At 70.6% G+C, this 22,090-nt stretch carries 17 protein-coding genes and 1 pseudogene; 3 read left to right on the top strand and 15 right to left on the bottom strand.

The annotated features are described in order from the left end of the window. Nucleotides 1–152 precede the first annotated feature (152 nt). The 4 genes and pseudogenes from FSYMDG_RS21975 to FSYMDG_RS21960 form a co-directional block, all read right to left on the bottom strand. Nucleotides 153–389, bottom strand: coding sequence for a hypothetical protein (locus FSYMDG_RS21975; protein ID WP_013875567.1), 237 nt, complete (start codon nt 387–389; stop codon nt 153–155). Between the two features lie 262 nt (nt 390–651). Beyond that, the gene (locus FSYMDG_RS21970; RefSeq protein ID WP_013875566.1) at nt 652–2,256 is read right to left on the bottom strand and encodes a dihydrolipoamide acetyltransferase family protein; all 1,605 of its coding nucleotides are present in this window, start codon (nt 2,254–2,256) and stop codon (nt 652–654) included. Nucleotides 2,257–2,422: 166 nt separating this feature from the next. Beyond that, nucleotides 2,423–3,517 carry an alpha-ketoacid dehydrogenase subunit beta gene (locus tag FSYMDG_RS21965; protein WP_013875565.1) on the bottom strand — a complete coding sequence of 365 codons (1,095 nt, stop codon included), beginning with the start codon at nt 3,515–3,517 and terminating at the stop codon, nt 2,423–2,425. A gap of 272 nt (nt 3,518–3,789) precedes the next feature. After that, nucleotides 3,790–5,076, bottom strand: a pseudogene (locus tag FSYMDG_RS21960) (thiamine pyrophosphate-dependent enzyme); the annotation flags it as partial. Between the two features lie 571 nt (nt 5,077–5,647). Between FSYMDG_RS21960 and FSYMDG_RS21955 the strand changes: the two are divergent. Continuing rightward, nucleotides 5,648–6,604, top strand: coding sequence for an LLM class F420-dependent oxidoreductase (locus FSYMDG_RS21955; RefSeq protein ID WP_085948612.1), 957 nt, complete (start codon nt 5,648–5,650; stop codon nt 6,602–6,604). Nucleotides 6,605–6,845: 241 nt separating this feature from the next. Here FSYMDG_RS21955 and FSYMDG_RS21950 read toward each other — a convergent pair whose 3' ends face one another. From FSYMDG_RS21950 to FSYMDG_RS21925, 6 genes are all read right to left on the bottom strand, one after another. Next, on the bottom strand, nt 6,846–7,262 hold the full coding sequence (locus tag FSYMDG_RS21950) for a Fur family transcriptional regulator (RefSeq protein ID WP_013875562.1): 417 nt from the start codon (nt 7,260–7,262) through the stop codon (nt 6,846–6,848). A gap of 772 nt (nt 7,263–8,034) precedes the next feature. Beyond that, entirely contained in the window at nt 8,035–9,306 is a 1,272-nt protein-coding gene (locus FSYMDG_RS21945; protein WP_013875561.1) for a pyridoxal phosphate-dependent aminotransferase, read from the bottom strand. 514 nt (nt 9,307–9,820) lie between these two features. After that, on the bottom strand, nt 9,821–10,579 hold the full coding sequence (locus FSYMDG_RS21940; protein WP_013875560.1) for a metal ABC transporter ATP-binding protein: 759 nt from the start codon (nt 10,577–10,579) through the stop codon (nt 9,821–9,823). A gap of 483 nt (nt 10,580–11,062) precedes the next feature. Further along, a complete protein-coding gene (locus FSYMDG_RS29035; RefSeq protein WP_013875558.1) occupies nt 11,063–11,743 on the bottom strand; it encodes an OmpA family protein in 681 nt (226 codons plus the stop codon). Continuing rightward, nucleotides 11,740–12,315, bottom strand: coding sequence for a hypothetical protein (locus FSYMDG_RS29030; protein WP_131772965.1), 576 nt, complete (start codon nt 12,313–12,315; stop codon nt 11,740–11,742). Before FSYMDG_RS29030 ends, FSYMDG_RS29035 begins: the two co-directional genes overlap by 4 nt. Before the next feature lie 361 nt (nt 12,316–12,676). Further along, nucleotides 12,677–13,687, bottom strand: a complete 1,011-nt coding sequence (locus FSYMDG_RS21925; protein WP_013875556.1) for a DUF2470 domain-containing protein — start codon at nt 13,685–13,687, stop codon at nt 12,677–12,679. A 908-nt stretch (nt 13,688–14,595) separates the two neighbouring features. Between FSYMDG_RS21925 and FSYMDG_RS21920 the strand changes: the two genes are divergently transcribed. Continuing rightward, nucleotides 14,596–14,952 carry a type II toxin-antitoxin system VapB family antitoxin gene (locus tag FSYMDG_RS21920; protein ID WP_013875554.1) on the top strand — a complete coding sequence of 119 codons (357 nt, stop codon included), beginning with the start codon at nt 14,596–14,598 and terminating at the stop codon, nt 14,950–14,952. On the opposite strand, the gene FSYMDG_RS21915 is transcribed toward FSYMDG_RS21920, so the two are convergent. The 5 genes from FSYMDG_RS21915 to FSYMDG_RS21895 all read right to left on the bottom strand — a co-directional run bounded on the left by FSYMDG_RS21915 (nt 14,939) and on the right by FSYMDG_RS21895 (nt 19,502). After that, nucleotides 14,939–15,295 (bottom strand): hypothetical protein, encoded by a 357-nt coding sequence (locus FSYMDG_RS21915; protein WP_013875553.1) that lies wholly within the window; start codon nt 15,293–15,295, stop codon nt 14,939–14,941. The two genes, FSYMDG_RS21920 and FSYMDG_RS21915, sit on opposite strands and share 14 nt — an antisense overlap. A gap of 163 nt (nt 15,296–15,458) precedes the next feature. Continuing rightward, a complete protein-coding gene (locus FSYMDG_RS21910) occupies nt 15,459–16,259 on the bottom strand; it encodes an MOSC domain-containing protein (protein WP_043604225.1) in 801 nt (266 codons plus the stop codon). A gap of 132 nt (nt 16,260–16,391) precedes the next feature. After that, a complete protein-coding gene (locus FSYMDG_RS21905; RefSeq protein ID WP_013875551.1) occupies nt 16,392–17,144 on the bottom strand; it encodes a YcnI family copper-binding membrane protein in 753 nt (250 codons plus the stop codon). A gap of 409 nt (nt 17,145–17,553) precedes the next feature. Beyond that, nucleotides 17,554–18,294 carry a hypothetical protein gene (locus FSYMDG_RS25455; protein WP_013875550.1) on the bottom strand — a complete coding sequence of 247 codons (741 nt, stop codon included), beginning with the start codon at nt 18,292–18,294 and terminating at the stop codon, nt 17,554–17,556. A 5-nt stretch (nt 18,295–18,299) separates the two neighbouring features. Next, nucleotides 18,300–19,502 (bottom strand): hypothetical protein, encoded by a 1,203-nt coding sequence (locus tag FSYMDG_RS21895; RefSeq protein WP_013875549.1) that lies wholly within the window; start codon nt 19,500–19,502, stop codon nt 18,300–18,302. Between the two features lie 548 nt (nt 19,503–20,050). On the opposite strand from FSYMDG_RS21895, the gene FSYMDG_RS23595 reads away from it, so the two are divergent. Next, on the top strand, nt 20,051–22,057 hold the full coding sequence (locus FSYMDG_RS23595) for a copper resistance protein CopC (RefSeq protein ID WP_050803633.1): 2,007 nt from the start codon (nt 20,051–20,053) through the stop codon (nt 22,055–22,057). Nucleotides 22,058–22,090 lie beyond the last annotated feature (33 nt).

Raw genomic sequence — 22,090 nt, 5'->3', positions numbered from 1 at the left:
GCGCCGCCTGCCCGGATCCGGCGTGCCGGGCCGGGTAGGCCCGGCGGAGTCCCGGGCCGCAGCCCGGACCCGGGACTGGTCCTGGGCCGTCTGACGGTAGATCGTCGACCGGGGACGGCCCCAGTGCGTGCCGGATACGCCCTGGGATGTGCCTAGGACGTGCGCAGCGGCGGGAACGCCTGGTCCAGTTCGTTGCGCATGTCCCGTTTGAGCAGGTCATCGGCCTCGGAGGCGCCCTGCCCCTCCAGGAGGAACCGGGCGACCCGCAGCGTCAGGTCGACCCGTTCGGCAAGATTGAGAGCGCCGTTGAAACGTCCGCTGGAGCCTGCGGAGGTCAGGACCTTGGCGACGAACTCGTCCGCCGCCTGCAGTGCCTCCACGCGCGTCATGCGTTCCACCCCTTTGTGCCGGAAGCCGTACCGGAAGCCCTAAGCAAGGCGCAACCGTACCAGGCAAGCTTCTTCCTCCGTTGTCCACCCCATCCCACGCGCTTTGCTCCGGTTGGGATTTCTACTCGATCTGTTGTGTTTGTGCCGACGGGTACCCTCGAAGGTCCAACTCGCCTGCCTGCTCGTGGCAAATAGTAATTATTTGATGACAAATGATTACCGGCTGCTGTCCTGGTGGGCTGCCCGTGTCCTCGTCGGTGGGTCAGTTCCAGGCGAGGGCCACGGTCGGGTCGGTGAGCATCCGGGCGACGTCCGCAAGCACCCTGGAGCCAAGTTCGCCGTCGACGATCCGGTGGTCGAAGGTGAGGGCGAGCTGCGCCACCGTCCGGACGGCCAGTTCGCCCTCGTGCACCCAGGGCATCGGACGGATCGCCCCCAGCGCGAGGATCGCCGCCTCCGGCGGGTTGAGGATGGGGGTTCCGATGTCGACGCCGAACACCCCGACGTTGGTGATCGTGATCGTCCCGCCGCGTAGCGCCTCCGGTGTGCTCTTTCCGCCGCGGGCGGTGACGGTCAGCTCGTGCAGCGCGTGCGCGAGCTCGACGAGGCTCATCCGGTCCGCGTCCGCGATGTTCGGTACGACGAGCCCGCGCGGCGAGGCCACCGCGATCCCGAGGTTGACGTACCCGTGGACGGCGATCCGCGCGGGTTCGTCGCCGACCGCGTCCTCCCAACGGGAATTGATCATTGGTTGGCGGCCGACGGCCGTCAGCAGCGCCTTGGCGACGAACAGCAGCGGGGTCACCCTGACGTCGGCGAACTCGGGCAGCGCGGCCAGCCGGTCGCGGGCCGCCATCGTCTCGGTGACGTCCACGCTCACGAACTCGGTGGCCTGCGGCGCGTTCGCCACGCTGGACACCATCGCCTGCGCGGTCGCCCGCCGGACGCCCGTCACCGGGATACGGCGGACCCGGTCCTGGTCGGTGTCGTGGCCGTTCGCGAACGTCCGGGCCGCCTCGACGTCGGCGCGGCTGATCGTCCCGTGCGGCCCGGTGCCGACGACCGTGCCCAGGTCGACACCGAGGTCGCGGGCGAGCTTGCGCACCGGTGGTTTCGCGAGCACGGCGACGGCCTGGGCCGACCGCCGCGGCCCGGCGGAACTGTCGACCGGCCGCGGGCTGCCGGGTCGACCAGCGGGCTGCGCCGACCCGCGCGTCGCGGGCCAGCCGGCCACCGCTGTCGAGGCTGCCCCGTCCGTCCTGCCTGCCGGGTCCTGGCGCCTGTCTGCCGGGTCCTGGCGCGCGCTTCGGCGCGAGGCCCGCCGGGACACCCCGGACGCCCCGCGCGGGCCGTACCCGACCAGCACGGGCATCCGCTCGTCGCCCCGCTCGTCCGAACCGGACGCGGCCGGACCAGGCGGGTGGCCGGCTGCGGGATCCGGGCCGGACGCGGCAGGCGCCTGACCGCGCCGCCGGCCCTTCGCGGCACCCGGACCGGCCGTGACGGGGCTGGCGCCGCCTGCCGTGGCGTCCGCGCCAGCCGCCCTGTGAATGCTGTTGGCGCTGGATTCGGCGCTGTCGGTGGCGGCGTCCACAGTTTTGGTTCCGCCGCCGGTTTCGCCGCCGGCGCCGGTGTCGATGGTCACCAGTGGCTGCCCCACCTCGACCGTGTCGCCCGGCTCGGCGTGCCGGACAGCCAGCACGCCCGTGAACGGGGAGGGCACCTCCACCAGCGCCTTGGCGGTCTCCACCTCGGCGATCGGCTGGTTGACAGCGACGTGCTCACCCACCTCCACCAGCCATCGGACGATCTCGGCGTCGGGCAGGCCCTCACCCAGGTCGGGGAGCCGGAACTGCGCACGTGACACGGTGACCTCCAACTGGTGGCCGGGGACAACCGATGACCGGGAACGGCCGATGACCGGCGCCCGGTCCTGCGGCATCACGAAGGCTTTTGAACATCTCGCTGTCGGTGGGCGGCCGGTACGGGTAGATATGGGCCGGTAGGGGTCGATACGGGTCAGCAGATGCCGGTCAGTAGCTGAACGATCGGTCCACGGCGTCGAGCACCCGGTCGACGTCTGGCAGGTAGCGCTCCTCCAGACGAGATGGCGGATACGGGGTGTCGTATCCCGTGACACGTAGCACTGGGGCTTCCAGCGAGTAGAACGCCTTCTCGGTGACCCGCGCGGCGATCTCCGCGGACAGGGACACGTTCGACGGCGCCTCGTGCACCACCACCAGCCGCCCGGTCCGCCGGACGGACGCGAACACGGGCGACAGGTTGAGCGGGGACAGCGTGCGCAGGTCGATCACCTCGAGCTCGCGCCCCTCCTCGGCCATGACGGCGGCCGCGTCCAGGCAGGTCCGCACCATCGGGCCGTAGGCGACCAGCGTCGCGTCGTCCCCGGGGCGCACGACCCGACTGACGTGCAGCGGAGCGGCCGCCGACAGCGGCAGGCCGGTGGTGACCTCGGCCTTGTCCCAGTAGCGGCGCTTGGGCTCGAAAAAGATCACCGGGTCGTCCGTGGCGACAGCCTGGCGGATCATCGTGTGGGCGTCGACCGGGTTGGAGCAGGCCACCACCTTCAGCCCGGCGGTGTGGCAGAAATATGCCTCTGGTGACTCACTGTGGTGTTCGACCGCGCCGATGCCTCCGCCGCAGGGGATCCTGACCGTCACGGGCAGGCGGACACGGCCCCGCGTCCGGTAGTACATCTTGGCCAGCTGGGTGACGATCTGATCGAAGGCGGGGTAGACGAAACCGTCGAACTGGATCTCGCATACCGGCCGGAACCCGCGCATCGCCAGCCCGATCGCCGTCCCGATGATCGCGGATTCCGCGAGCGGGGTGTCGATCACCCGTTCCTCGCCGAAGTCGGCCAGCAGCCCGTCGGTGATGCGGAAGACCCCGCCGAGCCGGCCGACGTCCTCGCCCATCACGACGACTCTCGGATCGTCATCCATGGCCGTGCGCAGCCCCGCGTTGAGGGCCTTGGCCAGGGTCAGCGTCGACGACCTGGCCGCGGCGACCCGCGGGTGCGACGTGGCCACAGCACCCTGCTGGCGTGGGGTGGTCGCGGCACCCTGCTGGCGCGACGCGGTCGCGGTGTCCTGCTGGCGCGGCATGGTCACAGCGCCCTTCCGGTGCCGCGGGCCGTCGCCACGGTGACCGTCGGCACCGGCCGGACCACTGTCGCCCGGCCACCCGCGCCCGCCCGGGCGGCCGCGGGTGGCCCGCCCGGGCGGGCGGCTCGCTGGGCCGTCCCGGCCGGTCGGGACGGCCCGTTCCGGGGTACCGGCTCGCTCCAGTAGGACGCTTCACTCCGGTGGGACGGCTCGCTCTGGTAGGCCGGTTCGGCCTGGTCGGTCTGCTCGGCCTCGGTGAAGCCGGCCTCGGGGAGGTCGGCCTCGGTGAAGTCGGCGAACGTGGCCCGCGCGTCGACCAGTTCCTCGGTGTCGTGCACGTACACGTGGTCGAACAGGCTCAGCGGAGCCGGGTCGGGCAGGTTCAGGCACCGTTGCCGCAGGGTGGCCGCGAGCGCGTCGGCCTCCCGGTCCAGGGCGGCGGCCGCGTCGTCGTCCAGCAGCCCACGGCCACGCAGGTAGGCCGCCATCCGCTGGACAGGGTCGAGGGCGCCCCAGCGCGCGAGCTCCGACGCCTGGCGGTAGCGGGACGGGTCGTCCGCGGTGGTGTGCGCGCCCATCCGGTAGGTGACCGCCTCCACCAGGGCCGGTCGTCCCTGGCGGGCCTGGTGGAGCGCCCAGCGCGTCACGGCCAGGGTCGCCAGCACGTCGTTGCCGTCCACCCGGACGCCGGCGATGCCGAACCCGCGGGCCCTGAAGTAGATCGGGACGCGGGTCTGCCGCCGTGTCGGCTCGGAGATCGCCCACTGGTTGTTCTGGCAGAAGAAAACCACCGGCGCCTCGAACACGCCCGCCCAGTTGAACGCCTCGTTGACGTCACCCTGACTGGACGCTCCGTCGCCGAAGTAGACCAGGGTCGCAGGCAGGTCGTCGCCGTCACCGGCGGTGCCGTCGCTGTCACCAGCGGTGCCGCCGGTGCTGTCGGTGGCGGGCCGGTGGGCCGTCCCGACCGGCCGGCGACCCAGACCCGTCCTGGCCTCCTTGGTGACCCCCATGGCGTAGCCGGTCGCGTGCAGGACCTGGGATCCCACCACGATCGCGTACGTCTGGAAGCCGTGTTCGTCCACGTCCCAGCCACCGTGGGCGACCCCGCGGAACAGGCCGAGAACGTCCAGCGGATCGACGCCCCGGCACCAGGCCACCGCATGCTCACGGTAGGTCGGGAAGACCATGTCGTCGGTGCGCAGCGCCCGCGCCGAGCCGACCTGGGCCGCCTCCTGCCCGCGCAGGCTCGCCCACAGGCCGAGCTCACCCTGGCGTTGCAGGGCGGTCGACTCCTCGTCGAGCCTGCGTGCGATCACCATGTCGCGCAGGAGCCCGACCAGGTCGGCGTCGGTGAGGTCGGCGAGGTACGGATCGTAGTCGGCCAGGGGCAGCCGGCGCCCGTCCGGTGTCAGCAGCCGGACCGGCGCGGTGTCATCGTCGCCGGCGCCGCTGCCGGCGTCCGCCGGGTCGCGTGGGACGGGTGCGGCGACGGTGTCGAGGCGGTCTGTGTCAGGAGCGGACTCTGTCTCAGCGGACTCTGTGTCAGGAGCGGACATGGCGTCCTCCGGTCGTCCTCGGCCGTTCCCGAGATCGTCGGTGACGGCCTGCGCGATGGGTGTACCCGGTGGATCTCCGTTGGTGTCGGCATCCACCGGACGCGTCCGAGGCGGCCGGCCACGCGGGTCGGCGGGACCGCCGCGCAGTAGACGATAGTCGTCCGGACGCGGTGAGCAAGCTCGGACACCCGGCCTGACCTCGACGAATCCGGCCCAGCCCGGCCCCGCCCCGGGGCCGGGCCAGCCGGTCCGGTCCCGGGGCTGCGGCCTGGCACCAACCTGCTCTGGGTCGATTCATCCGGCTCGTTCATCCGGCTTGGCCCGGGTCTGGACGGAGCCTGCTCGGCCGGGTGCCGGCCGGGTGCCGACCGGGTGCCGGCCGCGCGAACGACACTCCCTCGCGGCCAGGTCGCCCGACGGGCGGTCGGTGCCTCGGCCCGGATAGCGTGGTGCGGTGACAGTTGCGCAGACGCCCATCACCGCCGGTGAGCCGGAGCCGGTCGGGACGGAGCCGGTCGGGACAAGGTCGGCTGGGACAAGGTCGGCCGCGCCGGAGGCCGGCGTACCCGCCATCGCGGCCCGCCCCGCCGACCCGTCCGCCTCGGTGACGCTCGGTCAGGTCGGGATCTGGAGCGGCCAGTTCGACTACTCGCCGGCGTCCGTGGTGCGCGACGCCGTCGCCGAACTCGACGAACTGGGCTATCCCGCGGTCTGGACCGGCGAGGTCAGGGGCCGGGAGGTGCTGGTCACCGCGGGGCTGATGCTCGCGGCGGCGCCACGGCTGACCGTCGCCACCGGCATCGCGCAGATCCTCGCCCGGCACCCGCAGACGATGGCGGCCGGGCAACTGACGCTGGCCGAGGCATTCCCCGGCCGGTTCCTGCTCGGCGTCGGCGTGTCGCACGCGTCCCTGATGGAGATCCGCGGGGTGCCGTACACCAAACCGCTCACGCAGATGCGCGCCTACCTCGACGAGATGGACGCCAGCGCCCGGGAGCAGTACCGGGCAATTCCGCCGGCGTCGTCACCGCGGGTGCTCGCCGCGCTCGGGCCGAAGATGCTGGAGCTGGCGCGCGCCCGGGCGGACGGCGCCCACACGTTCTTCGTGCCGCCGGAGCACACCGCGAGCGCCCGGGCGATCCTCGGGCCGGGCAAGCTGCTCGTCCCGGAGCAGGCGTTCGTCCTGGACACCAACCCCGAGACCGCGCGGGAACTGGCCCGGCGGCACACCGGCTCCTACCTGCGGCTGCCGAACTACACGAACAACCTGCGCCGGTTCGGCTTCACCGACAGCGATTTCGCGGACGCGGGTTCGGACCGGCTCGTCGACACGATCGTGCCCTGGGGCGACCCGGACGTCCTGCTCGGCCGGATCAAGGAGCATCTGGACGCCGGCGCCGACCACGTGTGCGTCCAGGTGCTTGACCCGGACCGCCGCGGGCTGCCCCGCCGGCAGTGGCGGGAACTCGCCCCGGCGCTGGTCAGCCCACCCGGCGGGAGCCGTCCGGAGCAGGGCGCCGGCCGCTAGCCAGGCCGAGCCGACAGCCGGCCGAGCCGGCAGCCGCTCAACAACGGGTCGCGGACACCGTCCGCGACCGTCCGCACAGGTAATGATCCAGAAGTGTTTGTCGTTCTGTACGGTTTTCGGCCCGTGAGCGTACACAGCGACAAACTCGCGGTGATCTTTTCTGGCGGTCGGGAGCGCATGTCCGTGCCATCGTTGGCCTCGCCGTCCGCGCGGCTACGTATGGTTACGGTACGGATGTCGTTCAGCTTGGAGGGGCCGCGGCGGCGCAGCCGGCGCAGGTCCCGTAGATCTCCAGGGTGTGGGCGACGTCGGTGAAGCCCGCGGCCGCGGCGACGCGGTCGGTCCACGCCTCGATCTCGGGCCCCTCGACCTCGACGGTCCGGCCGCAGTGGCGGCAGACCAGGTGATGATGATGGTTGTCGGTCGCGCAGCGGCGGTAGAGAGTCTCCCCGTCGTCGCGGCGCAGCACGTCGACCTCGCCCCGGTCGGCGAGGACCTGCAGATGCCGGTAGACGGTGGTCAGGCCGACGGCCTGCCCCATGTCGCGCAGGTGGGCGTGCAGGTCCTGGGCGCTGGTGAACGCGTCGATCTCGGCCAGCGCGGCGCAGACGGCGTCTCCCTGACGGGTGGCCCGGACAGTGGTTCCACGGCCGAGCATGGCCCGGCGGCCACCGCCACCCGGCCCGGCCCGCGATGGTTCCGTGGCGGGCGCGGCCCCCCGGGACGATGCCGTCGGGGCGGGGGTCGCTCGGCTGGATTCGGCACTGGACACAGCCTTCACTCTCTCACCGTACGTCGGCCGGGGCCCCGGCCGACAGGTCTCTGTCAGATCAGGAGACGGAACGTCAGACCAGGAAGACGGAACGGTTTCGACACGGGCCTCTTCGCGACTGGAATCACACACCGTTACTCATGTCCGACATCCCGCGGCGGCAGATCCAACGCTCTCAGCCGTAGGTGAAAACCGCTGCCGACGCGCCGTTTTCCACCTACGGCCTGCGTGGGTGTAGGTGGAAAACGCTGTCATCACAACCTGTTCCACCTACTCCTCCATCGCCCCACCTACGGCTTCCGCGGTGGGACGGCCGCCAGCGGGCGGTCGCAGCCGCGCCGGCGGCCATCGGCGGCCGCCGGCGGGTGCCGGCGATACCGTGGCGGTCCAGCTCCCTCGGTCGGTGCGGTTGCGCGGCGGCCACCATCTCGTCCCGGCGCCGTTCCTGACCGATCCGACTCCTGACCGGACCCGAACCGGTTACGGCCGTCATCGTCAGATCCGTGCCCGATGGCGCCAAGAACCACCAATATCCGGCGAAATGAATACGTCGGGTAAACCCGGCCGGCGATTCCGTCATCCCCGACTGGTCCGAATTCTGCCTGTTCGGACTCTTCTGCACGAAAAAGGTGAATCCGGGTATCCTGCCGCAGGCGGGTCAGCTCGGCACGTGTTGTGGCTCGAAGGTGGGCAGTCCGTCCCGGCGGTGGACCGTTTCCCCCTGGGCGTAGGCGGTGAGGAACCTGCTGATGCGGCTCACCGCGTCGGTGAGGTCGTCCACGTCCGGCAACGTGACGATCCGGAAGTGATCGGGTCGCGGCCAGTTGAAACCCGTGCCCTGCACAACCATGATTTTTTCGGCCAGGAGCAGGTCCAGGACGAGCCGTTCGTCGTCGGTGACCGGGTAGACGTCCGGATCGAGCCGCGGGAACGCGTACAGCGCCCCTTTCGGCTTCACGCACGACACGCCCGGAATGTCGTTGAGCAGCTTCCACACCACGTCCCGCTGCTCGTGCAGGCGGCCACCGGGCAGGACGAGGTCGCCCGCGCCGCTGTCGTCCTCGAGCGCGGCCCGCATGGCGAACTGGCCCGGGACGTTGGCGCACAGCCGCATGTTGGCCAGGATGTTGAGCCCCTCGACATAGCTGGACGCGTGCGTGCGCGGGCCCGAGAGCACCATCCAGCCGGAGCGGAAGCCGGCCAGCCGGTATGCCTTGGACAGCCCGTTGAACGTCACGCACACGACGTCCGGGGCGAGGGCCGCGGTGGAGATGTGCTCGGCGTCGTCGTAGAGGATCCGGTCGTAGATCTCGTCCGAGAAGATCATCAGGTTGTGCTGGCGGGCGAGTTCGACGATGCCCTCGAGGATCTCACGGTCGTAGACCGCGCCGGTGGGATTGTTCGGGTTGATCACTACGATCGCACGGGTGCGCGTGGTGATCCTGCTGGCCAGGGCGTCGAGGTCCGGCATCCAACCGGCCGACTCGTCGCACAGGTAGTGGACGGGCCGCCCGCCACACAGGCTGACCACGGCTGTCCACAGCGGGTAGTCCGGCGCCGGGAGCAGCACTTCGTCGCCGTCGTTGAGCAGCGCCTGCAGCGACATCATGATCAGTTCTGAGACGCCGTTGCCGAGGTAGACCCCGTCGGGATCGATACCGGTGATGCCCTTTCCGTTCGCGTACCGGACCGCGGCCGTGCGGGCTGAGAGCAGGCCCTTGGAGTCGCTGTAGCCCTGTGCCTCGGCGAGGCCGTTCACCACTGCCTCAAGGACCGCCGGTGGCGCGTGGAACCCGAACGGCGCCGGGTTGCCGATGTTCAGTTTGAGGATGCGCTGACCAGCGGCTTCCAGCTTCGTCGCCTGGTCCAGGACGGGGCCCCGGACGTCGTAGCAGACGCCGGTGAGCTTGTCGGACTGGGTGAACTCCATGAGCCAAGGGTAGGTGCACCGTCCACCGGGTTTTCTCGCCCATGACGAGTGGGCCACGCTTTTCGGAACCTCGGGCACGCACAGTGCAGGACCAACGGCCAACGGCGATGCGATCATGTTTGCGACATGCTGCCGGCGGGCGGGCTTTTCGGGCGATGCGGGTTTCCGGCGCATGGTGGGTTGAAGACGGGCGGTCATGCGTTTGCCGGCTCCGGTTTCCGTCGGGTCCGGGTGGTCCGGAAAGCGATCCGGATGGTTCGGATACCGATGGTCCGGAAGGCTTTCGGCCCGGAAGGCCCGCGGGCCCGAAGGTCTGCCGGGTCACTCGGATCCGCCGGGCTACCCGGTACGGATCACCCGCGGCCGTGGGTCCCGCGCCCGGCCACGATGCCCGCTCGCGATGCCCGCTCGTGATGTCCGGTAGTGATGTCCGGCCGTGGCGCCCAGCCGGGGCGTCCAGCGGATCATTCGATACCGGCCGTGTTCCGACAGCTGGATTCGGATGTCTGGGCGGCTATTCGGCGCGGTGCCGCGACGGATGGTGCCGCGGCCGATGATGCGGCAGGTGCTGGGGGCCGCCGCCGTGGTAGGTGGTGCGCAGCTTCTCCGGGGTGAGGGTGGCTGCTGCCGGTCCGGAGCCGAGCTGGCGGCGGTTGAGCAGCCAGACGCTGTCGCAGGTCAGATGGGCCAGCGCGAGATCGTGCGTGGACATCATGACGCTGGTGCCGGCCGAGCGCACGGCCGCCAGCGCGGACAGCAACGCCTGCTGGGAAAGGACGTCCACACCGTCGAACGGCTCGTCGAGCAGCAGCAGGTGCGGCTGCTGGGCGATGGCGCGGGCGAGGAGCACCCGCTGGCGCTGCCCGCCGGGCAGCGTCTCGAACCGGTCCCCGGCGCGGTGGGTGAGCCCGACCGTTTCCAGGGCACGTGCCGCGATGGCCCGGTCCGTGCGGGTGGGCTGCCGTACCCAGCCGAGCGAGCGGTAACGGCCCATGAGGACGGCTTGGGCGACGGTCACCTGCGGGTCGGGCCCGAGAGCGTCGACCTGCGGGACATAGGCGACCCGGCGGCGGGCCTGCATCGGTGGGCAGCCGAGTACCGTCACCGATCCGCTCACCACTGGGGCAAGCCCGAGCAGCGCTTTCATCAGCGTCGACTTTCCGGCGCCGTCCGGGCCGATGACGGCTACGGTACGGCCGCTTTCGACCGTTCCATGGACGTTCTCCAGCACCGGGACCCGGTCGTAGGCGACCGTCGCCCGGTCGAAGACCACGGCCGGGGACGTTCCGGGCTCTCGCGTTTCATCCGATACGGCCGGATCAGATGGTGGATCGGATACGACCCGCGGATCCGACGCGACCGGACCGATGGGGCCGTCCGGTCGGGTTGGCCGCCAGGCGGCCGTGACCGTGTCCTGTTCCGCGAGATCCACCGACCATACGACTGATTTCCTGAATGTGGAGCTCGACAACCACCGCGTTGCCTCGGTCATGCTCTGAGACGGTACGACCACTGGACGCGTCCGGCATTGCGGGCCGCTTCCCCACCGGCCATCTCACCCGCACAGGTTGATGCGGTCCACGCGGGCACGAACGGCCACGGACCCGCCGCCGCGGTTCCGGACCGTGATACCGGCCGTATCCAAAAAGATCATGATGACAGGTATCAGGTACGGCACGACGGGGAGCGCCGCTTTGAGCGATGGGAACGGGTTCGGCATCGATCGTCATGTGTGGTCGATCGTCATGTGTGACGGTCATGATGTGCGGTAGATGATGCTGACCCGTCGGTTCTGGCCGCGGCCCGCGCTGTTGTCCGAGCCGTCCGAGTTGGTGTTCGGCGCGACCGGGTTGGCGGCGCCGTGCCCGGTCGCCGAGACGAGGACGCCGGGCGGGGCCTTCGGACGCAGCAGGTTCGCGACGGCGTTCGCCCGCTGCTGGGACAGGATCACGTTGTACGCGGGCGTACCGGTGCTGTCGGTATACCCGTTGACGGTGATCGTGCCGGTCACCCTGCCGAGCTGTGCCGCGATGCCGTCGAGCTGCTCGCGGGCCGCCTTGGTCAGGTTGGCCGAGTCGAACGCGAAGAGCACGTCCGAGCTGATCGTCACGACCACGCCGGAGCCGTCACGCCTCTCGGTACGCAGCGTGACAACAGACCGCTCGACGTCGATCGGCCGGATCGCCGCCGCTGGATTGATCTCCCGGATCGACTCGATGATCGCCTGATCGGTTACTGTGGGTGCAGTCGTGGGGGCGTCCGTCGCGGCGCGGGCTGTCGGCACGCACAGCCACGACACGACGGCGGTGACCGACGCCAGCACGACCGCGCCGAGCCGGGTCAGCGTGGGCCGGGTCAGCGTGGACCCGGCCCACGCGGGACCGAGCTGTGCGGGGCCGGTCAGCGCGCTCGGCGTCCGCGTCCGCACGGGGCTCACCGGCCGACCGGGACGTCGTCGAACAGCAGCCGGTCGTCGGCGTAGACGTCGATCGTCCGCACGTCCGCGGGCGGCGCGGCAAAGGTGTACGAGGCGCTGACCGGGGTGTTGTTGGAGGTCTTCGTCTGGGGGCCGCTCGCGCCCAGCTCGACGTTGCGGCTGTCCTGGACGACGAGGTAGCGCTTCAGGTTGACGCTGTCGACCAGGGTCACCGCGGGGCTGTGCCCGTCGAACATGTCGAAGACCGAAATCTCCTTCTCCCGCGGGGCGCCGGTGTATCTCGGTGTCCACAGCAGAGTGAGCGTGCTCAGACGCCCGTCCGCCTTCAGACCGACCAGGCCGACCTCGACCGTCCCCGGGGTGCTGCCGGGCGCGCGGAAGCTGGCCGTCCGGCTGGCTGCCGGGACGCCGGCGGAAGCCGCCTGGCCCGTCTGGGCCGTACCGGCAGGCCCGGGGGCCGTCGTACCGCCGGATGCGGGCGTGTCGGACGAGCTGGAGCAGCCCATGGCGAACAGCGTGATGACGCCGATCAGGATGGTGAGGGTGGTGACCGGCGTCAGCCGGGTTCTCATCCGGTGGAGCATCCGGACCTCCCGCATGGATGCGACGACGGTGCGCGATCCCGATTATGCGGACAGGCCGGGGCCCACGGCCCATCGGTGGCCGGCTCTGTGGACAACTGGCCCGTTGGTGGCCGACCCGCGGAATGATCTGTGGATAATCCGCCCGCGGACGACCAGCCTGTGAACGGCCGTCGTCTCAGGCCGTTGGCCATTCCGTGCGGGGCCGCCGGCCGGGCCGGACGAGCCCGCGCCACCGCGGGGCAGGAAACCGTTCCGCGCTGCCGCCGGTCAGAAGGGCCGGACCGTTCCGCAGGGGATGCGGACAGGACTCGGGACAGTCCAGCCGGGTAGGGCAGGCTCGGACGGGTTTTCAGACGAGCCCGAGCAGCCAGCGGATCTCCCTGCCGAGCTCGCGTGGTTCGCGCAGCGGTGCCCGGAACGGAAGATGGATCTCCTCGGCTCCCGAAGGCCCCATCCGCCACATGTCCAGGCCCTGGTGGTCGAGCCGGGTGATCTGCGCGCCGGCGAGCTCCCGCGCGTGTCCCGACCGCACGATCCTCACCAGCCTGGGGCCGGCGGGCTGCCGCGCCCCGCGGCCCTGGTCGGTGTCGACGGCGACCGTGTGTTCGGCGAGGCGGCGGATCTGCTCGGCGTGCACCGTGTTCAGATGCGCCACCAGATCCGGCGCGTAGGCCGCTATCAGGTCCGGCTCGGCCAGGGCGTAGGCGATCAGGTCGATACGGGTCCCACAGCCACCGGCGGCCCGGGCTCGCCCGCGGTCGCGTTCACCCGCGGCCCGTGGTGCCCGCCGGCTGCTCCCTGTCGTGGCTTTCTCGGGCGCGGTCGGCCGCGGTCTGGGAAGGTCTGCCGATCCGGTCCCGCCGCGATCCGTTCCGCTGTGATCTATTTTGTCATGATCTATTTTGTCATGATCCGATGACGGCTGGGCCGCCGCGCCGCCGGGATCCGTGGGAGTGAGCAGGTAGAGGGCGACTTCGGCGACGATCATCGCGATCGCGACGAGATCATGATCGTGCCCGCACGAGCCGAGGGGTGGCCGCGGTGTCGGGCAGCCAGGCCCGGCCAGCCGCGCGATGACGTCCGTCGCCGGGCCGGGAACGACGCGCAGGGAGCCGGAGAGGACGAGGCGCTCACCCTGCGGCCCGTGAATGTCGACCCGCGCTGTCGGGGAGCTGCCGGCCGCGTGCGCGGGCGGGCTGCCGGCCGTGACGAGCAGGATCGGCTCGCCACCGTCGTCGAGCAGGCCGACCCGGCCGCAGAGGCGTTCGTATGGCAGCGTCAGCAGAGCGTGTCGGGCTCCGGCGATCACGGTGCGGGCCCGGCTGGGCGTCGCTTCCTCGAGCGGTGTCGGTGCCGTCACGATACCCTCCGCTAAAATATGATTACCTTCCCTTAAGTAAGGCTAACCTAATTAGCCGCCGGTCTGCGTGCAATGGAACAGCAGTGGATCGCAAAAGATCACACTAGGTTATGTTGATCACATTGACAAGAATGCTGGTGGTACTGTAAAGGCTGCGAGTGCGCGTGGACGGCGCCCACCGCCCACGGCGTGCGGTCGCCGGCAGATTGAGTATGAAGAGTAGATCTCTTCTACGTTTCTTCTACGTTTCTTTCGCGTTCTACGGTGTCTGCCTACAGCGTCCGCTGGATCCGCTGGAGCCAGCGGTGCGGAAGCCGCTCGGGGCGTCGGGAGGTCAGGACGTCGACAGGGCCGAGGTCGCGAGGTTGCTCCGGGAGCGGTTCCGGTCGGTGTCGCTCGACACGTCGCGGGCGGCCCTCGACGTGTCGAGGACGGCGCCCGGCGCGTCGCGGACGGGACGGCGGCATGGGTGGGGGAGCGGGGGCGCCCCGGGTGATGCCCGACCGGCGCCGTTCGACTCTGACGGTGAACGGTTTTCGGTTGGCTATAATACGTGAAGTGTTGATTTTGGATGACAGTTTGGATGACGTTGTCGATCCAAAACAATATACGAACAACTACCGTAGAGAACGGCTGCGATCCGCTGGGTTGACGGAGGTCTCCGGCATCCTGTGAGGCCTCCGGTCGCATGAGAAGGATTGCGATCATCTGGTCTTTGGTCGGTAGGCTGTTGGAGCCTCCGGACTTCCCAGGTCGGCATCCGGACCTCCTGGATCGGCTTCGCCGCTCCGGCGGGAGCCCCGGATTCGGTGGGAGTCCGAGCGCGAGGAGGAGCATGATCATGCGGCCTTTGGCCAACTGGCCATCAGATGTTCCGCGACGTCGAGGCCTCGGCGAGGAGGTGCTGGGTGATCTTCAAATGGGTGGGTGACGGTCGCCCCTATCCCGATCACGGGCTGAGCCAGCGGGAGTGGGCGGCGATTCCGCCGCGCCAGGTCAGGCTGGACCAGTTGGCCACCACCAAACGAGTGCTCGCGCTGGACGTCCTGCTCGACGAGGACTCGACCTTCTACGGGGATCTGTTCCCCCACGTCGTCGACTGGGACAACACGCTCTACCTGGAGGACGGACTGCACCGGGCCGTCCGTGCCGCGCTGCAGCAGCGCAACTCGATCCATGCTCGGGTGCACGTTCTCCAGCAGCCCCAGCCGGGGGCGGACCCGGCGACCATAGCCGGCTCCCGGCTGAGGGTCAGTCCCCACTGATCAGATAGGTGGTGAAGGTGTCATCACCGACCTTGCCGAAGATGTACGGCGGGCAGTCGCCGGACGGCTTGTAAGCGACAATCGGCTTCCACACGGGCAGGCGGGAGACCTGGACGAGGGAGCCGCCGGCGAGGTCGCGGGCCTCCACCAGCGTACGGTCACGCTCGTTGCTCCGTTCGTACCACGCCCCACACCAGCGGATCTCCTTGGGTCTGCTCGTCCATGCGGGGGTGTGGAAGAACCACAGCAGATATATCTCGCGGAACACCAGGGCCATCACGAGGATGGTCAGCAGCGCCCGGACGAAGTTCCCGGCCCGGCCTGACGCGAGAACGGGGCTCACAGGACCAGAAGCCTAAAGCGTCCCGGATAGATCTTCAGTAGCGCATGCGGGTGTGTCTACTCATCGGGGGTGAACAGGCCATAGCGGTTTTGAAGTCGGTGGCGCGGCGCGGGGGATGTCCGTTGCCGCTGGGTCAGGGCGCGCCGGTCGACTTTCAGATCATTCAGGGCTGTTCCGGGGCGGCTTGATCGTCCACCGTGACCTGGTCCCCGATTCTGATCGTGCCGTCGGAACGGACGGCGGCATACACCCCGCAGTTGATGTGTCCATAGTGGGCCTGTAGTTCCTTCGGAATCCTGATGTCACGCTCGCCCGTCCGCGGGTTGACCGTGGTCGCGGCGCACCGGCCGGTGGGGACGAGCGCCTTGGCACGCACCCCGCCGAGGTCGATCTCGTGTCCGACCCAGTCCAGTTCCGACCAGGCGTCGACATCGTCCACATAAATGTTCGCCCGGAAGCGCAGATGGTGGACGTCCGTTCCCAGCCGGTCCGCGATGTCGCGGACAGAGGCCAGATTGATGATCGAAATGGCTCGCATCATATCGGCGGAGACAATGGAGGCATCGGTGAACCGGTGGCTGTCGGAGCCGGCCACCAGCCGTGGCCGGTCTCCGTGCAGGGTGTCGGCGAGCAGCGTCGCGAAGTAGTCCTCCACCGCTGTCCGGTCCCGAGCGTTACCCAGGTCGGCGGTCAGCTTCCCGACCGGGTGGTCGAGGGTGAGCAGACCGGTGGCGGCGTCGTACCGGCTCGCGACGCGGGCCAGCTCCGCGTTCTTCGCCAGCATCAGAAAGCGGGTCTTCGACAGTCGCTGTGGATGTGCTTCGTCGAAAACGGTCTCGGGCCTTGCCAGTGCGTACACCCGGTCCATGAGGAGGCCCTCGCTCGCTGACAGCGTCATCGAGCCCAGCATCTCAGCCGACAGGCCCTTGATCGGATACCGGTACAGGTGAGCGATCCGAGGCACCCTCCCGACGCTACCGGCAGGGACGGCCGCCGACACAAAGGCGCCGGGGGACGACGGCCGGCGGGGAGCCGCGGCGGGCACCGGCCGAAGGCAGCACGAAGATTTTTCGTGTCGCCTTCGGCTCACCGGTGATCAGGATGTGGTCGTACCGCCGCGTCCGCCGCGCAGGGCGGCCACGCCGGCCCCGATGCCGATCAGGCCAACGACCAGGCCCGCGATGCCCAGCCCGCGGGCCGTGCCGTCGGAGCTGTCGACGCTGTGCGACGCCGTCGTGTCGGCCGTGCCGGTGCCGGCGGGGGACGCGCTGGCTGCCGAGGCGCCGTGCGCGTCCGCGCCGCCAGCGGCCGCCGCGGTGAGGGTCAGGGACGGCGCCGGGTGTTCGGGCTCGTCCTGACCGGGCTGGGCCACGTCGATCCAGCGCACGACCTCGCCGTTGCTGTAGGTCTGCAGGGCCTTGAACGCGACCGTGCCGGCCTGGGCGGGCAGCGGCCCGGCCGAGACGTTGAACACGGCGAACTCACCCGGCTTGATCGCGGTGTCGGCGGAGGACGCGGTCCAGGTGATCTGAGAGATCACTTCGGAGACGGAGCCGTCGTCGGTCTTGATGGGTTCGGCCAGCTTGGTCTTCGCGACCTGGTAGCTCCAGCCCAGGTGCGGCTCGATCGTCACCGAGCTGATCGGGGTGTCGGTCGGGAACTGGATCTCCAGTTTGGTCGTGGAGGCGTCGTCCCGTTCGGTCGGGATCTTGAATGACAGGGTGGTGTAACTGCCGGCAGCCGCTGATTTCGGCTGCACGGTGACGTGCGCGGACGCCGGCAGCGCAAAGGCGATCACGCCGGTGAGGGCGGCGCCGAGCACGGCGATGCCACGGGTGGTGCGGGACATACCGATCCTTTCGGAGAGCCTGCCTCCCGCGGACGGCGTGACAGTGGTTTTTCACGTCGCCGGTGGAGCGGCGGGAGCATGTGCGTACGGGGCGTCAGCCCGGGCCCGCGCACACCTCACCCACACAGACGGTGAATCCGGCCCGGCGCGCCGAGGTCTACCGGCCTGACGCGGGCTGGCCGGTAGATCATGCTGGTCAGGCCAGTGCCGGTCAGCCAGTGCCGGTCGCCCCGCAGACCCGTTCGCCGTCGCCGGATCCGACAGACGCGAATCCGGGCAGCGGGCGTGCATCGGGCCAGCGCTCGCCGAGCCGGCCGGTCCGGCGGCGGACGCCGTCCACAGGCAGAACAGGGCACGCGGGGCAGGGCACGGAGTGAGGTGACGCGTGGCGGATGCGGACGCGTGACGGTCAGGCCGGTTGTGGCCGGACCCTCGGGTGGGACCGGCCGGCGGCTGTACGGCGGGCCGGCGGCCCACGTCGTCTGCCGGCGCGGACGAACAGGCATCCGCCCATGGACGCCGACGGCGCGGACGCGGCGAGCGGACATCCACCGGGCATGCCGGGGGCGCGGGTGGCCGCTGGCCCGATCGTGAGCGGGATGCCGCACCGCGCCGCGAACCGGTGGGTGGACCGCAGCAGCCTGTCGACGCGGCGGGCGAGCATCCCGAACCGGGCGGCCGCCGAACGCAGGACGTTCGTGCTCCACAGCCCCTTCTCGGCATGGCGGAGCATGCCGGCGACGAGCCCGGCCGCCACGGCGTGCACGGCGCTCATGACAGCTCCGTCGTGCAGGACCGCGTCGGACGCCGTGCCGGCGCCGTGCGCTGTGGCCGCGTCGTGCGCTGTGACCGCAAACGTGGCGTGCAGGACGATCTGGGTCAGGCCGACCCCGGCGAGTACGGCGATGGCATGGCGTTCCCGCCCGGCAAGCCCGTACGCGATGCGGGTGATCAACCCGAAGGCCCCCAGGAAGATCGTCATTGACGGTCGGTGACCGTCGGCGGCGGTGTGCGCCGCCACGGCGAGGCAGACCGAGGAGCCGGCGAAGACGGACGCGCGCATGCCCCGCCCGGCAGCCGTCCCGGCGACAGCGGGTGTCGCGGCGGCGGGTGTCCTGGCGACGGCGGGCAGCGCCGTGCGCGCGTTCACGGCGGTCAGCTTGCCATATCCCGCCGGGTAGGGAGCATGTCGGTCGGTTGCCGGCCGTCGTGTGGCAGGCCGGCGTGATCCGGGCCGGCCTGTCCCGGGTCGCTGTGGTGGCGGCTTTTCCGCCCCGTACCGTCCGGCCCGCGTGACGCGCGCTGGCGGGACGCCAGTGCCGTGGCGGCGAGCAGGCCCAAGCCGATACCGATGGTGACCGCGGTCAGCGTCCGGGCGAGGCCGATCGGCCCGGCGATCGGGGCGCTGGACCGGTACAGCACGCCCAGGTCGCCGAAACCGCCGACCATGGCGATGACGAAGCCCGCGGTCCCGGCGAGGTAGCGGCCCGCGCTCGAGCGCCGTAGCAGCAGGACGGCCGCGGCCAGCCCGAGGATCCAGGCGGTCATCTCGACGATGTTGCCGTAGACGAACCCCGAGAGCCGGCCGCTGGCCCGGGAGCAGGCGATGAGCACCGAATGGGTGACGTCCACCCCGACGATCACTGTCACGGCCGTGGCCAGCGCGGCGTCGCGGCGCCGGTGCAGCCCGCTGGCGGCTGCCGCGGCGGCGACAGCCGCGGTGAGGACGAGCCACGGCACCGGCGACGGTCCGGGAACCCAGTCGAGGGTGCCGGCGTCGAGGACCGCCTGGTCGTCCACGGTCAGGGGGATCGTCCAGGTGTAGATCTGGTGGAAGCGGCCCGGGGCGGCCTTCACGGCCGGCGGGTCCTGCGTGCCCATCCAGTGGGCGCGGTGGTCGTGCCAGACGACGGTCCGGCCGTCGGCGATCTTCTCCCAGCGTGGCGTTGCCTTGGCGGCCCGGCTGTCGCCGGCCGGGCCGGAGCCGCTCGACCCGTACCGGTCACGGTTGAGATACGTGGCGGGTGAGGGCGTGTTCTGCCAGACGCCGGTGGAATCCACCCGCAGATAGGGCTCCTCGTCGTATCCCTTGACGACGACCGTGTGGTTGCCGGTGACGGTCAGTCGCACCCGGCTGCCGTTCTCCACGGGTACGAGGCTGACGCCGTCCACCGGCGGCCGCAGACCGGTCACGGTCGTGCGGAAGTTCGTGGCCGAGGCACCGTTGACGGAATGCGCCTGCGCCGGCCCGGCCGTGAAGACGAGCCGGCAGACCACGGCGCCCAGAAGCACGAGCGCACACCGCGACACGCCGACCGGCCGGACCCGGCCGGACAGCCTTCCGACAGCGGCGTTCACGAGATCTTCATGGTCGCGCGGTCTTCATACAGCCGGATTCTAGCCGGCCGATGAGCGGGAGCCGGTGATTCCTTGTCCGACGACGATCGCGGAAAACCGCTCGGCGATCCACGGGAAGTGGATTTATGGATCTTTAAAAGAATGCTCGGAGGGCCCTGGAAGATGTGGCACGCTCGGAAGTTGCCAGCGGGCCGCGGAGGTTCCCGGAAGGGCACAGGGTTTCCGCGGCAGCATGGAGATTCCTGCGGAGCGTGGCCGGCCGGAGCTTCCGCCGGCTCCCGGCTCCCGGCACGCTGGCCTCCGCTGCTCCTGGGAGAGTTGTGGGACGCGGTGGCCGGCCGCGGATGCCGGCGTTGCCGCCGTTCGCGGGCGGCGAGGTGGACACTGGGCCGGTGGTTCGGTTCCGGATTGGCATCGGGCCGGTATTCCGGCCCAGGACTGGCATCGGGTCGCTGACCCGATCTCGCGTTGACACCGCGTCACCATGTTTTGACGCCAGGTGGCGTTGGCGGCGCGCCGCACGTCGCGTTGGCTTCCTGCTCGCGGCCATGCTCGTGGCCGTGGTCGGGACGGCCGTGCCGGCGTCCGCGCATGCCGTGCTCGAGGGCAGCGATCCCGCCGGGGGGTCGAGTCAGCCGGCCGCACCGTCGCGGGTCACGCTGACCTTCAGCGAGTCGGTCACGGTGAACGCCGGCTCGATAACGGTCATCTCCGCGTCCGGCCAGCGGGTGGACGACGGTGCCGCGCGGCACGGGCAGGCTGGCAACGAGGCCGTGGTGGGGATCCGTTCCGGGCTCGACAACGGAACGTACGTGGTCAGTTGGCATGTGGTCTCCGCGGACAGCCATCCGGTCTCCGGCGGTTTCTTCTTCGGGGTCGGGGTGGTACCGGACGCGTCGGCGGCCGCGTCGGTGTCCACCACCCGTGGCTCGGTGGTTGTGGGCGTGCTGGCCGGTGTCGCCCGTTTCGCCGCTTTCGCAGGGCTCGCCGTCCTGGTCGGGGCGGGCCTGTTCCTGCTGGCGCTGTGGCCGGCCGGGCTGGGGCTGCCAGGCCCGCGGCGCCTGCTGTGGGCGGGGTGGGGGGTCACCTTCGGCTCGTCCGTCGCGCTGTTGCTGCTGCAGGGGCCGTACGGCGCCGGTCAGGGCCTGTCCGCCCTGTTCCGCTGGGATGCGCTGTCGGCCACCCTGTACGGCAGATACGGGCATCTGGTACTGCTGCGCACCCTCGCGCTGCTGCTCGCGGTACCGCTGCTGCGTGCGGTCATGGCGGGTCACCGGCGCTCCCTGCTAGAGTTGGCGGGGCTCGCTCTTGTCGCCACGGTGACCCAGAGTGCGGCCAGGCATGCGGGCGTCGGTGACGACGCGTGGCTGGCAACCGCCAACCTGACTCTGCACCTGCTGGGTGTCGCGGCCTGGGGCGGCGGCCTCACGGTACTTGTGATCTTTCTGTGGGCCACCTCCCGGCGCGTTTCGCGGGACGGCCGGCAGCCTCCCGGCGACGACGTCGAGGTGCCGGCTGCCCGGGCCGCCGAACTCGCCGAGGTCCTGCCGAAGTGGTCACGTGTGGCGATGGCGGCTGTCACTGTGATCGTTCTGACCGGTGTCTACCAGACATGGCGGGAGGTCGGCTCGCTCTCGGCGCTGAACACCACCTACGGCCGTCTGCTGCTGGTGAAGCTCTGGTTCGTGGCGATGATGCTCGGATTCGGCTGGTTGGGGCACAACTGGGTCGCGCGCCACCATCGGCCACCCCGTGCCGCGCTGGCCGCGGACCGGGCGGACGCGGACGCCACCGCGGGGCAGGCCGGGAACCACGCCTGGAACGAGGTCGGGGACAGCGCCGTGGAACCGGCCGGGGACGGTCGGGGGAGTACGGCGGTGGGCGTGGCCGTCCAGACCGTGGGCCGCGGGCCCGGGCTTTCCGGATCCGCCGGATCAGCCCCGCCGGCCCGGCGGGAAGCGGAGATTCACGTGAATCGTGGCCGTGCCGTCCTCGGCCTGCTGACAGGCCGGGCAGCCGGGCCGCCGGCAGCGCGGAGAAACAATGATGATATTGCTGTCGGCCCGTCGGGGGACGCGTCCTCGCCGGGCCTGCCGCCGCGTCCCAGGATCAGCGAGGGCGCGTTGGCGCGGCTGCGCCGGGGGATCATCCTCGAGGTGGGAGTCGCCGCCGTGGTGCTCGGGGTGACAGCGGTGCTGGTCAACTCCGTCCCGGCGCGGACGTCGTACGTCCCCCCGTTCTCCGACACGGTCTTCGCCGGGCCGCTGACCGTCCAGGTGGACATCGCACCCACCAGGCGTGGCCCGCAGACCCTGCACGTCTACGTCTTCGACCCCGCGGGGAAGGCGCAGCCGCTCGCCGAGGCGTCGGCCGCGCTGTCACTGCCGGACGCCGGTGTCGGCCCGCTGCCGGTGCCGCTCACCCAGGCGGCACCCGGCCATGTGATCGGCGAAGGCATGCAGGTCCCGCTGCCGGGCACCTGGCAGCTGCGACTGACGCTACGTGTCAACGACTTCGACCAGTACGTGACGACCCTCTTCTACCGGGTCCGTTAGCTCTACCGGGTCCGTCAGCGCGTCGGCCGGGTA

The organism is Candidatus Protofrankia datiscae, from assembly GCF_000177615.2.
Taxonomy (GTDB): domain Bacteria; phylum Actinomycetota; class Actinomycetes; order Frankiales; family Frankiaceae; genus Protofrankia; species Protofrankia coriariae.
The sequence above is the reverse complement of the archived record's forward strand: the minus strand, read 5'-3'. Positions and strand labels throughout refer to the sequence as shown.

What these genes read in the sequence shown, in the direction of transcription:
- FSYMDG_RS21975 (WP_013875567.1), bottom strand. Translation starts at nt 389, where the DNA reads ATGACGCGCGTGGAGGCACTGCAGGCGGCGGACGAGTTCGTCGCCAAG.
- FSYMDG_RS21950 (WP_013875562.1), bottom strand. Translation starts at nt 7,262, where the DNA reads ATGCTCGGCCGTGGAACCACTGTCCGGGCCACCCGTCAGGGAGACGCC.
- FSYMDG_RS29030 (WP_131772965.1), bottom strand. Translation starts at nt 12,315, where the DNA reads ATGAGAACCCGGCTGACGCCGGTCACCACCCTCACCATCCTGATCGGC.
- FSYMDG_RS21965 (WP_013875565.1), bottom strand. Translation starts at nt 3,517, where the DNA reads ATGCCGCGCCAGCAGGACACCGCGACCGCGTCGCGCCAGCAGGGTGCC.
- FSYMDG_RS23595 (WP_050803633.1), top strand. Translation starts at nt 20,051, where the DNA reads ATGCTCGTGGCCGTGGTCGGGACGGCCGTGCCGGCGTCCGCGCATGCC.
- FSYMDG_RS21945 (WP_013875561.1), bottom strand. Translation starts at nt 9,306, where the DNA reads ATGGAGTTCACCCAGTCCGACAAGCTCACCGGCGTCTGCTACGACGTC.
- FSYMDG_RS21905 (WP_013875551.1), bottom strand. Translation starts at nt 17,144, where the DNA reads ATGTCCCGCACCACCCGTGGCATCGCCGTGCTCGGCGCCGCCCTCACC.